The sequence below is a fragment of the Microbispora sp. CA-135349 genome, assembly GCF_050947365.1.
Classification (GTDB): domain Bacteria; phylum Actinomycetota; class Actinomycetes; order Streptosporangiales; family Streptosporangiaceae; genus Microbispora.
This window is the reverse complement of record NZ_CP192001.1, coordinates 1,462,509-1,476,962: the sequence shown is the minus strand read 5'-3', so window position 1 is coordinate 1,476,962 and position 14,454 is coordinate 1,462,509. Positions and strand designations below refer to the sequence as shown.

11 protein-coding genes are annotated in these 14,454 nt (G+C 72.6%); 7 read left to right on the top strand and 4 right to left on the bottom strand.

The features are described 5' to 3' along the window. Positions 1–161: 161 nt before the first annotated feature. Both ACQPZZ_RS07285 and ACQPZZ_RS07280 read left to right on the top strand, forming a co-directional pair. Complete coding sequence (locus ACQPZZ_RS07285) at positions 162–4,967, top strand: FtsK/SpoIIIE domain-containing protein (RefSeq protein ID WP_432930087.1); 4,806 nt, start codon at positions 162–164, stop codon at positions 4,965–4,967. A 36-nt stretch (positions 4,968–5,003) separates the two neighbouring features. Then, a complete protein-coding gene (locus tag ACQPZZ_RS07280) occupies positions 5,004–6,257 on the top strand; it encodes a hypothetical protein (protein WP_432930085.1) in 1,254 nt (417 codons plus the stop codon). Positions 6,258–6,456: 199 nt separating this feature from the next. Here ACQPZZ_RS07280 and ACQPZZ_RS07275 read toward each other — a convergent pair whose 3' ends face one another. Further along, positions 6,457–6,729, bottom strand: coding sequence for a WXG100 family type VII secretion target (locus ACQPZZ_RS07275; protein WP_169986113.1), 273 nt, complete (start codon positions 6,727–6,729; stop codon positions 6,457–6,459). 155 nt (positions 6,730–6,884) lie between these two features. Then, complete coding sequence (locus ACQPZZ_RS07270) at positions 6,885–8,426, bottom strand: FAD-dependent oxidoreductase (RefSeq protein WP_432930082.1); 1,542 nt, start codon at positions 8,424–8,426, stop codon at positions 6,885–6,887. A gap of 154 nt (positions 8,427–8,580) precedes the next feature. Between ACQPZZ_RS07270 and ACQPZZ_RS07265 the strand changes: the two genes are divergently transcribed. The 4 genes from ACQPZZ_RS07265 (at position 8,581) to ACQPZZ_RS07250 (ending at position 11,418) form a co-directional block, all read left to right on the top strand. Further along, positions 8,581–9,231 (top strand): TetR/AcrR family transcriptional regulator, encoded by a 651-nt coding sequence (locus tag ACQPZZ_RS07265; RefSeq protein WP_432930081.1) that lies wholly within the window; start codon positions 8,581–8,583, stop codon positions 9,229–9,231. A gap of 33 nt (positions 9,232–9,264) precedes the next feature. After that, positions 9,265–9,702 (top strand): Rrf2 family transcriptional regulator, encoded by a 438-nt coding sequence (locus tag ACQPZZ_RS07260; RefSeq protein WP_363639607.1) that lies wholly within the window; start codon positions 9,265–9,267, stop codon positions 9,700–9,702. Positions 9,703–9,835: 133 nt separating this feature from the next. Continuing rightward, the gene (locus tag ACQPZZ_RS07255) at positions 9,836–10,426 is read left to right on the top strand and encodes a TetR/AcrR family transcriptional regulator (RefSeq protein ID WP_432930080.1); all 591 of its coding nucleotides are present in this window, start codon (positions 9,836–9,838) and stop codon (positions 10,424–10,426) included. A 41-nt stretch (positions 10,427–10,467) separates the two neighbouring features. After that, a complete protein-coding gene (locus tag ACQPZZ_RS07250) occupies positions 10,468–11,418 on the top strand; it encodes an SDR family NAD(P)-dependent oxidoreductase (RefSeq protein ID WP_432930079.1) in 951 nt (316 codons plus the stop codon). Positions 11,419–11,553: 135 nt separating this feature from the next. Here ACQPZZ_RS07250 and ACQPZZ_RS07245 read toward each other — a convergent pair whose 3' ends face one another. Continuing rightward, on the bottom strand, positions 11,554–12,303 hold the full coding sequence (locus ACQPZZ_RS07245; RefSeq protein WP_432930078.1) for an SDR family oxidoreductase: 750 nt from the start codon (positions 12,301–12,303) through the stop codon (positions 11,554–11,556). Positions 12,304–12,483: 180 nt separating this feature from the next. On the opposite strand from ACQPZZ_RS07245, the gene eccB reads away from it, so the two are divergent. Next, entirely contained in the window at positions 12,484–13,896 is a 1,413-nt protein-coding gene (eccB, locus tag ACQPZZ_RS07240; protein WP_432930076.1) for a type VII secretion protein EccB, read from the top strand. A 22-nt stretch (positions 13,897–13,918) separates the two neighbouring features. Here eccB and ACQPZZ_RS07235 read toward each other — a convergent pair whose 3' ends face one another. Then, positions 13,919–14,452: a hypothetical protein gene (locus ACQPZZ_RS07235; protein ID WP_363639601.1), complete on the bottom strand. Its 534-nt coding sequence runs from the start codon at positions 14,450–14,452 to the stop codon at positions 13,919–13,921. Positions 14,453–14,454 lie beyond the last annotated feature (2 nt).

The window sequence follows — 14,454 nt, the reverse complement described above, 5'->3', positions numbered from 1 at the left end:
AAGTCAACCATTCCGGGAAACGCCCGGATGAGCGCGGGAGTCGCGGCTAGCGTGTCCCCTCGGGTCGCGCGGCCCGCATACCCGGAGATCTTCACGGGAACGTCCCGGGATGAAACGCTTTCCGCGAGGCCGTCGCACAACCGCCTTCTGGGAGTTCGCGCATGCGGATAACGCTCACCGTGGTCAGCGAGGACGGCCGCCGCGACGTACTGGTCGAGGGCGACGAGAGCACCACGGCCGCCGTCCTCGCCGCCACCCTCGACGGCGCCTCCGCCCGGCCCGCCAACGTCGTACGGCTCCCGCACGCCCGCGCGCCGTACGACCTGGACCGGGGGGATCGGCAGGCCCGGCCGTCCGGTGAGGTGAAGCTGTGGGTCGACGGCCGGCCGATCGACCCGGACGCTCCCGTGTTCGGCCTGCTCAGGGATGGCGACCTGGTGGCCCTGGACGGATACGCCGCGGCGGCCACGGTGACCGAGGAGCCGGCGGGCCCGGCGGAGCTGCGGGTGGTGGGCGGGCCTGGCGCGGGGACCGTCCACCGGATCGGGCTCGGCGCCCACGCGATCGGCGCCGACCCCGCCTGCGCGGTCTCCGTGCCCGATCCTCGGATGCCGCCGGTCGCGGTCGTGGTCCGGATCGGCCCCGGCACGGCCACCGTGGAACCCGCGGTCTCCGGGGGCGACCCGGTGGCCCGGCTGGAGGGCGAGCCGCTCACGAAGGCGGCGCCGTGGCCCGCCGGGGGCATGCTCGCCTGCGGCGGCTCCGTGTTCGCTCTGGGGCCGGTCCTGCCGCCGGACGCCCACCTCGACGCGCTGCCCGACGGCGGGCTCGCCTACAACCGCCCGCCGCGCCTGCAGCGGCCGGAGCGGCAGCGGCGGTTCACCGTCCCCGCCGAGCCGAAGCGGGGCGAGGGCATGCGGCTGCAACTGCTGGCCGCGATGCTGCCCGCCGTCCTCGGCGTGGTCATGGCCGTCGTCACCCGCACCTGGTACTACCTGCTGGTCGCGTTCATGACGCCGCTCATCATGATCGGCCAGTGGGTGAGCGACCGCAGGCACGGCAAGAAGAAGCACCGCCGGGCGGTCAAGGCGTACCGCGAGCGGATGGCCGCCTTCGAGGAGGAGGTGGCCCGCGCGGTGCGGCAGGACGAGGAGGCCAGGCGCGGCGGCGCGCCCGACCCGGCCGAGGTGCTGCTGACCGCGACCGGCCCGCGCCGCCGCCTGTGGGAGCGCCGCGTGCACGACCGCGACGCGCTGCGGCTGCGCATCGGGCTGGCCGACCTGCCCGCCGACCTGGAGTTCGAGCCCGAGAGCGGCACGCCCCAGGACGTGCCGCGCCGGGAGCCGCCCACCTGCCACGACGTCCCGGTCGCGCTCGTCATGCGGCGTCTCGGCGTGGCCGGGCTCACCGGCCCCAGAGACGCGGCGCTCGGCTGCGCGCGCTGGCTCGTCGGCCAGGCCGCCGCCCTGCACAGCCCGCGCGACCTGGCCATCGTGGTGCTGTCCGCCAACGCCGACGGCGCCCGTCAGTGGGGCTGGGTGCGCTGGCTGCCGCACTGCGCGCCGGACGCCGCCCGCGGCGGCGCCCTGTCGTCCGACTGCGCCGCGCTCGTCGGCGCCGATCCCGAGGCCGCCGCCCGCCGGGTCGCCGAGCTCGCCGCCCTGGTGACCGAACGGCTCGACGCCGAGAACGGCTCGGGGCCCTACCCGGGGGTGCCGCGCGGCGCCCGCCTGTCCGGCGGCCCCGCGGGCTGGGACGACCTGGGAAGCCCGAGCGGCAACCGGCCCGCCGAGCCGGCCTTCGCGACCTACGACGAGCGGCCGTTCGACGTGCTCGTGGTGCTCGACGGCGCTCAGGTGCTGCGCGGCCTTCCCGGCATGCCGCAGGTGCTGCGGCAGGGCCCGCGTGCCGGGGTCTACACGATCGCCCTCGACGACGACGAGCGGCTGCTGCCCGAGGAGTGCGCGACGGTCGTGTCCTGCGATCGCGACGGCGGGGTCCGCCTGCACGGCGGCGGGCTCGACCCGATCACCGGCATCCGCGCCGACCAGGTCTCGCCGTCCTGGGCCGAGCGCCTGGCCCGCGCGCTGGCCCCGCTGCGCGACGTGAGCCGCGACGACCCCTCGGCCGCCCTGCCCGACGCGGTCCGCCTGCTCGACCTGCTGGAGGTGCCCCTCGACCCCGCAGCGCTGACCGAGCGGCAGGGCCGTACGACCAGGGCCCTGATCGGCGTGGGACCGGACGGGCCGTTCGAGGTGGACCTGAGCAGGGACGGGCCGCACGCCCTGGTCGCCGGCACGACCGGCGCGGGCAAGTCCGAGCTGCTCCAGACGCTGATCTGCTCGCTCGCCGTGGCCAACCGGCCCGACGAGATGACGTTCGTGCTCATCGACTACAAGGGCGGCGCCGCCTTCAAGGAGTGCGTACGGCTCCCGCACACGGTCGGCATGGTGAGCGACCTCGACGGCCACCTGACCCAGCGCGCCCTGTCGTCCCTGGCCGCCGAGATCCGGCGCAGGGAGCGCCTGCTGCTGGACGCGGGGGCCAAGGACATCGAGGACTACCAGCGGGCGCGCGGCGCCACCTGGGTGCTCGGCGCGGGCGGCGTCCGGCGGGCGCGCGGCGGCGGCATCTTCGCCGCGCCGGTGCCGGAGAGCGCGGGGAGCAAGGACCTGCCGCCGCTGCCCCGGCTCGTGCTGATCATCGACGAGTTCGCCGCCCTGGTCACGGAGCTGCCCGACTTCGTCGAGGGGCTGGTCGACATCGCGCGCAGGGGCCGCTCGCTCGGCATCCACCTGATCCTCGCCACCCAGCGGCCCGGCGGCGTGGTGACCGCCGACATCCAGGCCAACACCTCGCTCAGGATCGCGCTGCGGGTCACCGACGCCACCGAGTCCTCCGACGTCATCGACGTGCCGGACGCCGCGCACATCTCGCGGACGACGCCCGGCCGCTGCTACGTCCGGGCGGGCTCCGGGGCGCCGGTCGCCGTGCAGACGGCCAGGATCGGCGGGCGCACTCCTCAGCCGCGCACTCCCGGCACAGGCACCCCCAGCACAGGCACCCCCGGCACAGGCACCCCCGGCGCGCGGGCGGCCGACGCCGGGGAGGACGTCCGCGTCCTCGACCTGCCCTGGCAGGCGCTCGGCCACCCGCTGCCCGCCCCGCCCGCCCAGGCGGGGGACGGCACCGACCTGGCCCTGCTCGTGGACGCGCTGCGGGAGGCCGGCAGCGACCTGCCCCGGCAGCCGAGCCCGTGGCTGCCGCCACTGCCCGAGCAGGTCGTCCTCGACGTCGGGGCCGCGGACTCCCCCGGTGACGTGCTCGCGGGCGCCGCGCCGTACCGGCCGGGGTTCGAGGAGGTGCCGCCGCTGCCGTTCGGCGTGACGGACCTGCCGTGGGAGCAGGGCAGGCGCCCGCTCGCGCTGGACATGCGGCACGGCGGCCACCTGCTGATCGCGGGCGGCGCGCGCAGCGGCCGCTCCAGCGCGCTGCGGACGATCGCGGGCTCGATCGCGGCCGGCGCCTCTCCGGAGGACGTGCACGTCCACGCCGTCGACTGCGGGTCGGGCGCGCTGCTGCCGCTCGTCGCGCTGCCGCACTGCGGCGCGGTGGTCACCCGCGACCAGCTCGACCGGATGGAGCGGCTGCTGACCCGCCTGCGCGCGGAGGTCGGGCGCCGCCAGCACCTGCTGGCCGAGGCCGGGTACGCCTCGCTGGCCGAGGCGCGCGCCGCCGCCAGGTCGCGGGCCGCCCGCGATCGCACGGGCGTGGGCGCGCTGCCCTGGATGGTGCTGCTCGTCGACCGCTGGGAGGGGTACGTCGCCGCGTTCGAGAACTACGACTACGGGCGGCTGGTCGACGCCATGCTCCAGCTGCTGCGGGAGGGACCGGCCGTGGGGCTGCGGGCCGTGGTCACCGCCGACCGGTCGGGCCTGCTCGGGCAGATCTCGACCGTCTTCGAGGACCGGCTCGTGCTACGCCTCGCCGACCCCGCCGACTACGGGCTGGCCGGGCTGCCGATGCGCGACCTGCCGAGCTCGATGCCCCCGGGCAGGGCCCTGGCCGTCGGCGAGCACGGCCTGGCGGAGAGCCAGATCGCGCTGCTGTGCGACGACCCCTCCGGCCCCGCGCAGGTGGCCGTCCTGCAGGAGCTCGCCCGTACGGCGGCCGCGCGCTTCGGCGGCTCGGACACCCCCGGGAAGTGGGCCTGGCCGTCGGAGCCGCCGCTGCGGGTGGACGCGCTGCCGATGCGGATCACGGCCGGCCAGGCGCTCGACCTGGCCCCCTCGCACCAGCCGCCGTCGGCTCTGTGGGCGCTGCTCGGGGCGGGCGGCGACGCCCTCGCCCCGATGGGCGTGGACCTGCAGGGCCAGGGCCCGGCCGCGGTGATCGCCGGGCCGCCGCGTTCCGGACGGTCGTCCGCGCTCGTCACCGCGGCGCGATCGCTCCTCGACCGGGGCACGCCCGTGCTCATGGTGACCCCGCGCCGCAGCCCGCTGCGCGACCTCGCGGGGACGCCCGGGGTGCTCGCGGTGCTGGACGGCAACGCCAGAAGCGTGAGCGGGGGCGGCACCGACGACTTCGGCGGCCTGCCGGGCGCGCTCGACCCGCTGGCGCTGGTCGCCGGGCACGAGCGCTACGTGGTGGCCGTGGACGACGCGGAACTCATCTCGCCGGACTCCGCCCTCGGCCTGGCCCTGGACGAGATCCTGCGCACCGGCAGGGACGGTGAGCACGGCCTGCTCGTCGCGGGGGCCACGGGCGACCTGGCGACGGCCTACCGGGGGTTCGCGGCCGAGGCGCGCAAGGGCAGGACCGGTCTGCTGCTCAACGTGCAGAGCCCCGCCGACGGGGACCTGTTCGCCGTACGGCTGCCGCGCGGCGCGGTCGGCGGGCCTCCCGGGCGGGGTCTGCTGGTCGTCTCGGGCACCGCGACCCCGATTCAGGCCGCGGTGCCGGACTGACATCCCCACCTGCCTGCCCACACCTAAGGAGCCATGATGGATGACGAGATTCAGCTGATCAGTGACGGCGACGGACTGGCGGTCATCGGAGATCCGACGGCTGTCGAACGCTTCCTGGTCTCCGAGGGACTGCCGTCGAAGGACCTCGGACTGCAACGGCTCGGATCTGTTCTCAAGACCGGGGCCGGAGCCGCACAGGCGGGTTCCAAGATTGCCGCCAACTCAGGTCGCTGGGTGCAGCTGACCAAGGAGTCCGCGCAGCTTGTCGACAAGTACGGGCTGAGGAAAGGCGCGAAGTCGGGTCTCAGTTCCGGCGTGCTGAAGGGGAACAAGGGCCAGATAAAGGGATTCGTCGAATTCGCGAAGGGGCCCGGATCGCTTCTGGCCAACCCGGCGCTTCTGGCCGGCGCCGCGGGGATCATGGCGCAGCTCGCCATGCGGCAGACCATGGACGAGATCACCGACTATCTCGCCGCGATCGACGAGAAGGTCGAAGACGTGCTCCGCGCCCAGAAGGACGCGGTGCTGGCGGACATGATCGGAGTGGACCTCGTGGTCGAGGAGGCCATGACCATCCGCGAGCAGGTGGGCCGGGTCTCCGAGGTGACGTGGTCGAAGGTGCAGGCCACGTCGGTGACGATCGCACGGACCCAGGCGTACGTGTTGCGGCAACTCGACGCGCTCGCGGGGAAGATGGAGGACAAGACCAAGATCGGTGATCTCGCCAGGGCGTCCGGGGAAGCCGAGTCCAAGGTGCAGGAGTGGCTCGCCGTCCTGGCTCGATGCTTCCAACTGCAGGACGCGATCGCCGTGCTCGAACTCGACCGGGTGCTGGACGCGGCTCCGGAGGAGCTGGACCGGCATCGCCTCGGGCTTCGGGCCGCCCGGCAGAACCGGCTGGAACTCATCGCGCGGAGCACCGAGCGTCTGATGGCCCGCATGGAAGCGGCCGCCGGCACGGCCAACGCGAAGGTGCTGCTGCACCCGGCCGCGTCCCGGGCCGTGGTGCGTTCGAGCGACCGTGTCGCGATCGCCGTCGTCGATTTCCACGGGCGGCTCGGCATCGAGCGCGGCCGCCAGTCACTGGAAGCGCGACGGTGGGTGGACGCGGCCGCGGAGGTGAGGGACAAGGTGCTCGAGACAGGAGCAGAGGGCGTCGACGCCGCCAGGAACCTCGGCAACGAGACCCTCGGGCGGGCCCGATCGGTCACGGGCAAGCTCTCCAGCGGGATCGCCGAGCGGGCGCTCCGCCTGCGCGGGAACGACGAGGAACGCGACGAGGAAGGCTGAGCGAGCGCCGGCCGCCGGTCATGCGGGCTTTCCGGTTGGACTGAACCAAGTGTGCACCGGCACCCGCGGAGCGCGCGGCGCCGGTTCTGGCGAAAGCACCGGTTTTCGCTTCAGCGCCGGTAGCACCGGTTCTCACCAAAAGGCCGCCGGACGCCATGACGCGCATGACGATCCGGCGGCCCGAGGCCACGGGTGGCTATCAGCGGGTGGCGGACTCGATGTTGCCGCGGTAGGTCGTGATGACTCGGGATGCCTCGTTGAGCTCTTCTGCCATGCGCTGGAACGCCGCCCGATAGCTCTGCCAGGCGTCGTGGAAGCGCTGCGCGCCGGGGCCGGTCCAGGCGGTGCCGACCTTGGCCGCCTCACGATCGAGGTTGGCCATCGTGGCGCGAACCTGGTCCGCCTGCTGGCTGAACTGCGCGGCCATGCCCTGCATCTCCGCGGGGTCGCCGCCGAGCAAGCTGTTACTCATCCAGTCACTCCTTCATCGACAAAGGGGCCGCCCTCACCGTAAATCCTTCGTCAATCATGTGAACCCCTTATGCCGAGCGGCTATATCAAAGCCGGGGAGATTCTGGCTTTTCCACCGCTCCATTCCGCTTTTTCCTAACGTCCGGAAAGCCTGCGTCACCCGAACCATCGCCGCAGGGCCGCCCGAAGCGCTTCGACCTCCGTGGGATCCGGTTCGGGTGACGCGGATGCCCAGGCCACGTAGCAGTCCGGGCGAAGGAGCAGTGCGGTGGGCGCCGGACCCTGGGGGCGCGCGGTGACGATATCGACGTGGTCGTGCCGCAGGCCGAGCGTCTGCGCCAGCGACGCTCGGCCGGTCAGGTCGAGCAGCAGGGGGCGTGCGGTTCTGGTCAGCTCGGCCAGCCGGACCGGCCCGGCCGAAGTGTGCAGTTCCAGGTCCGGCGCGAACCGGCCGACCAGCGGATGCGCCTCGGATTCGCCCATCTCGTAGCGGACGTCGGCGCCGGCGACGAGTTCGGCGAGGCGCCGCACGGTGCTTCGGTCGCGGAGCAGCTCGGTGAACAGCTCGCGCAGTCCGGTGACGTCATCGCCGGGGGCTATCAGGGCCGCCTGCGCCTGCGCGTTGAGGATCATGCGGTGGGCGGCGGGCCGTCGCTCGGCCTCGTAGCTGTTCAGCAGTCCCCGAGGAGCGCCGCCGCTGATCACGGCGGCGAGTTTCCAGCCGAGGTTGACCGCGTCCTGCAGGCCGAGGTTGAGCCCGGGTCCTCCCCCGGTCGCGGCGTACACGTGGGCGGCGTCGCCGATCAGGAATACCCGGCCGTCGGCGAACCGGTCGGCGACCCGGGTGTTGCCGCCGGTCAGCCGGCGCAGCACGTGCGGCCCCGGGCCGTCGGGCGCGCCCAGCGGCACGTCGACGCCGAGCACGCGGCGGATGCTCGTCCGCAACACGTCGAGGCTCATCGGGGCGTCGTCCTCGGGCAGGTCCCACTCCGTGGTGCTGACCAGCGGCGGGAGACCGGGCATCGGCGCGTAGGAGAACCCGCCGTGCTCCGTGCGGTGGGGCAGGAACGGCAGAACAGCGCCGTAGCCGGGCACGTTCAGCGCGCCGGTCGCGGGATCGACCCAGTCCGCCGGAAGGTTCACGTGCGCCGAGTAGACGGTCATCCGGTCGTAGGTGACGCCGGGAAACCCGATGCCGGACAGCTTGCGGGTGGCGCTGTGTGCTCCGTCCGCTCCGACGAGGTACCGGGCCCGCAGCTGGTACGTCCCGTCCGGGGTCGCGACATCGACGGTGACCGCGTCGTCGTCCTGGGACACGCCGACGACCTCGTGTTCCCGCCGGATTTCCACGCCCAGTTCGACGGCGCGCTCCTGGAGGACCTGCACGATGCGCCGCTGCGGCACCGGCAGGGCGTAAACGGGGCTGTCCTCCAGCAGGCTCAGGTCCAGGCCCAGTGCGCCGAACATGAAGTACGCGGTGTTCGGCTGCGGCGGCGCCGGGCTGCCGCTGAGACGTTCGTGCAGCCCCCGGTGGTCGAGCATCCTCACGACCTGGCCGAGCAGCCCGTTCGCCTTCGGTTCCTCGCTCATCTCCGGCAGCCGCTCCAGCACGACCGGCCGAACCCCTGCCAGGCTCAGCTCGCAGGCCAGCATCAGCCCGTTCGGGCCGCCGCCGGCGATGACGACATCGGTGATCACGTGTTCTCCCTTGCTCGCCCTGACGAGAGCAGGACGGATGGAGCGACGAAACGCCTCGGCCGCTGGGCCATCCCCCTGACGGGAGGCAGACTATGGAGAAAAGTTGCGTGCACGCAAGTTTGCGCACACGCATCGATTCGGGAATGCTGGGACGGTGGAGACACGACCGACCGGGTTGCGCGAGCAGAAGAAGCAGGCCACACGAGAGGCGTTGCGCACGGCGGCACTGCGGCTGGCTCTCGAGCGCGGGCCGGACAACGTGCGCGTGGACGACATCGCCGAGGCGGCCGGCGTCTCCCCCCGGACCTACAACAACTACTTCTCCAGCCGTGAACAGGCGATCGTCGCCGCCATCACCGGCGAACGGGAAGCCCGGGTCGCGGCGGCCGTGGCCGAGCGGCCCGCCGACGTCGGCCTCGCCGAGGCCGTCATCGAGGCGGTCGTCGACCAGTACACCGACCCCGGCGAACCCGGCCGCGACGCGCTACTGCTGATCACCGCCCGACCCGCACTGCGCGACGAGTTCGTCGACGCCGCCGCCTCGATCGAACACCCTCTCGGCGACGCGATCGCCCAACGCCTCGGCGACACCGACCGGAACACCGCCCGCGTGCTCGCGGCGAGCGTGGCCGCCGCGGTCCGCCTCGCTCTCGGGCAATGGCTGCAGACGACCGTCGCGTCCTCCACGCCCAGCGGACTCGTCCTGCCGTCCGGCTCCCTGCCGGACCTGCTGCGCACCATGCTCGCACCGCTCGCGCCCGCACTCGACGCCGCCGAGAGACAAGCGGGCCGCACGGCGTCGTAACCTTATGAGTTACAAGAAGAAGAGGGCGGGCGGATGAGTGCGAACAGCAGGCTGACGGTCGCGGTGCACGTGCTGACGTGGATGGTGCTCGACCACAGGGAAGGCCGCGAAGTGGCCACCTCGGAACGCATCGCGGGCAGCGTCAACACGAACCCGGTCGTGATCCGGCGATGCCTGGGCGACCTGCGGAAGGCGGGCCTGGTGGAGGCCAGACGAGGCACCGGAGCGGGCTGGGTCGTCACCCGGGACCCCGAGTCGATCACGCTGCTGGACGTGTACGAGGCTCTGGACGAGGGCGCCCTCTTCGGCATGCACAACGCGCAGCCGAACCAGTCGTGTCCGGTCGGCTCCGGGATCCAGCCGACGCTGCGGCAGGTGTACGACGGCCTGGAGGACGCCATGAGGAAGCAACTGGCCGCCACCACCATCGCCGACGTGCTGCGGGACGTACTGGCGCGGCAGAGGGGATAGGCGGCGAGCCCGCCCGGGGTGAGGGCGGATGGAACGGGTCCAGCCCAGGTAAGCCCAGTCAGATATTCAGATGATCGTAAACAGGTGCGGCTCAATTTTTGACTGACTAGACACTCTCTTATATCGTCGAGTCATGCCCAGACCACGGAGTGAGGAACGGCGTAACGCGATCCTGCAGGCGGCGACCCGCGTCATCGCGTCCCAGGGGCTCGGGGCGGCCACAGCGGCGATCGCGAAGGAGGCAGACGTCTCCAATGGTTCGTTGTTCACCTACTTCGACACGAAAGCGGAGCTGTTGAACGAGCTCTACGTCGCTCTGAAGACGGAGATGGGCGCCGCGGCAACCGCCGATCTCCGCGCCGGGGACGGACCCCGCGAGCAGGTCTGCCACATGTGGACGCAGTGGTGGCGCTGGGCGACGGCCAACCCGGACAAGCGGCGGGCGCTCGCACAGCTCCAAGTGGCGGATGACATCACCGCCGACAGCCACCGGGCGGCGAGCCTGGCGTTCAGCCGCATCGCCGACCTGCTGGAACGAAGCCGGGCCAACGGGCCGATGCAGGACGTGCCGCTTGGCTTCGTCCTGACCCTGGTGAACGCGATCGCCGAGGCGACGATCGACGAGATGATCCGCGAGCCTGCCGAGGCCGAGGCCTGCGGCAGTGTCGCGTTCGAAGCCATTTGGCGGGTGCTGGCGGGCTCCTCCGCCGCCCCCACCGCCTGATCTCCATCGATCCCCATAATCTCCACCGCGAGGGAACTCACGTGCCGAACTCCAGCCGCAGCACATCGCCCCCCAGGACGTGGATCATCACCGGGCCGACGTCCGGAATCGGCCGGCGCACCGCGCTCAAGCTCGCCGAGCACGGCTCCGTCGTGCTGGTGGGCCGCGACCCGGACAAGCTCGCGGAGGTCGAAGCCGAGATCAACGCGCGGCCCCAGGCTCACGCGGTATCGGTGGTCTGCGACTTCTCCGACATCCCGAGCGTGCGGCGCGCGGCCGCACGGATCGTCGCGCTCGGTCTTCCGATCGCCGGCCTGCTCAACAACGCGGGCATCATGCCGACGCACGCCGATCAGACCGCACAGGGGTGGGACCTCGCCTTCACGACCAATCACCTCGGACCATTCGCACTGACGGATGCGCTCATTCCGCACCTTCCCGACGGTGCGAACGTCGTGTTCGTCTGCTCCGGCGTCGAGGATCCGGAGCGGAAGCCCGCGGTCGCCGCCGGCTTCCGCGGCGGGCGCTACATCTCGGCAGAAGCCGGCTTGCGCGGCGAATGGCAGCCCGGCGGCTCGTCCAAAGCCGGCTTCGACGCCTACGCCACCTCGAAGCAGTGCAACCTCGCGACCGTGCTCGCGTTCGCGCGTGAGATTCCGCGGCTGCGCTTCAACGCGGTCGAACCGGGCTTCAATCCGGGCACCGGCCTCGGCCGCGACGCGAACGCCGTTGCCCGGCTTCTGGCGAAGTACGTCGCCGCGCCGCTCGCGCCTCTCATCAAATACTGGAGCACCCCGAAGCGTGCCGCCCGGGTGATCACCGAGGTACTGACCGACGGGTCGGATCGGACAGGGGTGTACTACGACGAGACCGGCAAGCCGATGGTTGGCTCCGCTCAAGTCCAGGACCCTGCTTTCGCTGACCGCGTCGTCGCCGAGACCCGCGCGCTGCTCGCCACCATTCCCGTGGACGCGGCACCCGCCGGTCGGTAATCGCCGACCACGACCTGGTCGTGGACCCCGGCGCCGGCAGGTGATCACCCCGTGCGCTCCCGCGCTCGTTTGGGCTTACTTGGGTCGGCCCCTTGTAGGAGCCCGACCGGCTTGTGCCGGGAGCGGGAGGCCGGCTCAGACCTGGTTCATGCCGCCGTCGGCGTAAAGCTCGGCGCCGGTGGTGAAGCTGCTCTGGTCCGAGGCCAGGAAGAGCACCGCGCTCGCGATCTCCTCCGGCCGCCCCATGCGGCCCAGCGGCACCCGGCTCGTCCATACGCCCTTGAGCTGACCGGCCTGCTCCTCGTCCGAAGCCAGGCCGGCGACTCCGGGGGTGTCGATCGGCCCGGGGACGATGACGTTGACCCGGATGCCGCGGCCCTTGAGCTCGTTGGCCCACGTGCGGGCGAAGGACCGGATGGCGGCCTTGGTCGCGGCATACACGCCGAACGCCTCGGTTCCGGTCGTCGCGGCCGTGGAACCCGGCAGGATCACCGAGGCGCCCTCGTTGAGCAGCGGCAGCGCCTTCTGGACGGTGAAGAGCAGGCCGCGGACGTTGACGCCGAAAGTCCGATCGAAGTGCTCCTCGGTGACCTCCTCCAGCCGGGCGAACTCGCCGCCGCCCGCGTTGGTGAACAGCACGTCGATCCGGTGGCCGCGCTGGGCGACGGCCGCGTAGAGCCGGTCGAGGTCGGCGAGGTCGGCCACGTCCCCCTGGATCCCGATGACGTTCGAGCCGATCTCCTCGACGGCGCTGTCGAGTTCCGGCTTGCGGCGGCCGGTGATGTACACCTGTGCGCCCTCGGCCGCGAAGCGCTTGGCGGTGGCGAGGCCGATGCCCGTGGTGCCGCCGGTGACGATCGCGACCTTGCCCGAGAGCTGACCCATGACGATCCTCCATCGATTTTCGGACCGATGTAACCATTTGCGTTACATCGACGGCTGTAACCGTACAAGTTTCAACGACTCACGTCAACGCGGGGCCGCCGGGACACCGTGGAGATCACAGGGACGCCGCCGGATCAATATGCTGGCCACCGTTCCCTCTGGCGCGGCGGGAGAGGTGGCGTGCAGACCCGGAAGGACCTCTACCAGGCACACCGGCTGATGCAGCAGCGCCTTGGCCAGGCCCTGCTGCAGGGAGAGCCGGACGTCGCGGAGTCGCCGATGCGGCGGCACACCCTGGCCACGTTCTGCGGAGTCCTGCTGTCGGTGCTCCTGCTCGCCGTCTTCGGCATCTGGGGCGTGATCAGGCCGGGCGGCGCGACCAAGCTCACCGAGCCCGGTCAGCTTCTCGTCGAGCAGGACACCGGCGCGACCTATGTCTACAGCCAGCAGGAGCGCGTGCTGCTGCCCGTGGCCAACTACGTCTCCGCCCGGCTGCTGCTCGACACCGCCGACGTGACGGTGCGCGACGTCTCCGCCGCCTCGCTGGCCGAGCTGCCGCGCGGGCCGCTCGTCGGCATCCCCGGCGCGCCCGACTCGCTGCCGGCCAAAGCCAAGCTGGTGCACGGGCCGTGGTCGGTGTGCGTGGTGGACGGTCCCGACGCCACCGGCGCGCCCCGCCCGTACGTCACTCTGGTGGGGGGCGTGGACGTCGGCGGCAGGCCGCTCGGCGGCGGCACCATGGTCGTGGACGACGGCCGGCAGAAGTGGGTCGTCTGGGGCGACCGGCGGATGCGGGCGAGCTCCAGCGCGGTGAGCGCCCTGAACGCCCAGCCCAGAAAGGTGCCCGCGACCTGGCTCAACGCCGTTCCCGAAGGTCCCGACTTCAGCGGGCCCACGGTGCGGAACCTGGGCAGGAAGGTCCGGGGTCCCGACGGCAGGGTCAGTGCGGCGATCGGGCAGGTCTTCACGGTGCCCGGCCTCGGAGGCGCCCCGGCCCGCTGGTACGTCCTGCTGTCCGACGGCCTCGCGCCGATCACCGTCACCCAGGCGACGCTCCTGCTGGCCGACCCGGGCATCAAGGCGGCGTACGGCAAGCGTCCCCCGCGGGCCGTCCCGATCGACGCGGCCACCGCCAACGCCTCGCCCTCCGAGCAGAGCGTGCTGGGCGGCGGGCTGCCCGAGACGATGCCCACGGTGGTCTCCCCCGCCTCCACGGCACCGCTGTGCGCGGTCTACGCCGGAACCCGCGACGGCTCGACACGGGCGACGCTGACCACCGGCGCCTCGATCGCGATCCCCACGCCCAGGACCCCGGGCGGCCAGGAGACCTTCGACCAGGTGTTGCTGCCGCCGGGATCCGCGGCGGTCGCCGGCCTGCTGCCGGGCGAGGGGCAGCTCGGGTCGATCACCAACTACTCCCTGGTGACCGACCAGGGCCGCAGGTTCGCCGTCGCCTCGGCCGACCTGCTGCCGAAGCTCGGCTACGACGTCTCCGACGCCACGCCGGTGCCCGCGCACCTGCTGCACCTCATCCCGGAGGGCCCGGCGCTCGACCCGGCCGCCGCCCGCGTGCCCGTGCCTCTCGGCAGGTAGATCGTGCCGCTCGGCAGGTAGGTCAGCCGTGCAGGCGGCGGAAGTCGTCCAGATTCTGCTGGTAGAACGCGATGTCGCCGGCCAGCCGGTCGCGCAGGAAGGATTCGGGCTCCGCCGCGCGGGCGGCCAGCCCCGCCTCGGTCCAGAACGCCTCGGCGGGCACCTCGTCCTCACCGGGCGGGATGAACTTGAGCGCCTCCCCGAGCGCGTCCCCGGCCGTCTCCCAGCCGCGCACCACCCGCTGGAAGAGCCTCTCGTCCCCCGGCTCCTCGGCGTACTCGAGGTCGTCGGCGAGCGCGCGGCGCGCGTACCCCGCTCCGGCGAGCCGCCACTGGCCGGGGTCGATCAGCTCGGACAGGCCGACGCCGAACCGCTCCCCCTCGTCCCTGGCCTCCGCCTCGCTCGCGTACGGCACGAGCACCTCGACCCCGCCCGACCGGACCGTCCACGCCTCGGGCCCCTCGACCGGCGGCGCCTCCTCGCCGGTCCCGTCCACGGTCAGCGCGAGATACAGCCGGGCCTCCGCGAGCGTCCGTGCGTGCGCTGGTGCAGTCATTC

What these genes read in the sequence shown, in the direction of transcription:
- ACQPZZ_RS07275 (WP_169986113.1), bottom strand. Translation starts at nt 6,729, where the DNA reads ATGAGTAACAGCTTGCTCGGCGGCGACCCCGCGGAGATGCAGGGCATG.
- ACQPZZ_RS07245 (WP_432930078.1), bottom strand. Translation starts at nt 12,303, where the DNA reads ATGGGTCAGCTCTCGGGCAAGGTCGCGATCGTCACCGGCGGCACCACG.
- ACQPZZ_RS07255 (WP_432930080.1), top strand. Translation starts at nt 9,836, where the DNA reads ATGCCCAGACCACGGAGTGAGGAACGGCGTAACGCGATCCTGCAGGCG.
- ACQPZZ_RS07280 (WP_432930085.1), top strand. Translation starts at nt 5,004, where the DNA reads ATGGATGACGAGATTCAGCTGATCAGTGACGGCGACGGACTGGCGGTC.
- ACQPZZ_RS07285 (WP_432930087.1), top strand. Translation starts at nt 162, where the DNA reads ATGCGGATAACGCTCACCGTGGTCAGCGAGGACGGCCGCCGCGACGTA.
- ACQPZZ_RS07260 (WP_363639607.1), top strand. Translation starts at nt 9,265, where the DNA reads ATGAGTGCGAACAGCAGGCTGACGGTCGCGGTGCACGTGCTGACGTGG.
- ACQPZZ_RS07235 (WP_363639601.1), bottom strand. Translation starts at nt 14,452, where the DNA reads ATGACTGCACCAGCGCACGCACGGACGCTCGCGGAGGCCCGGCTGTAT.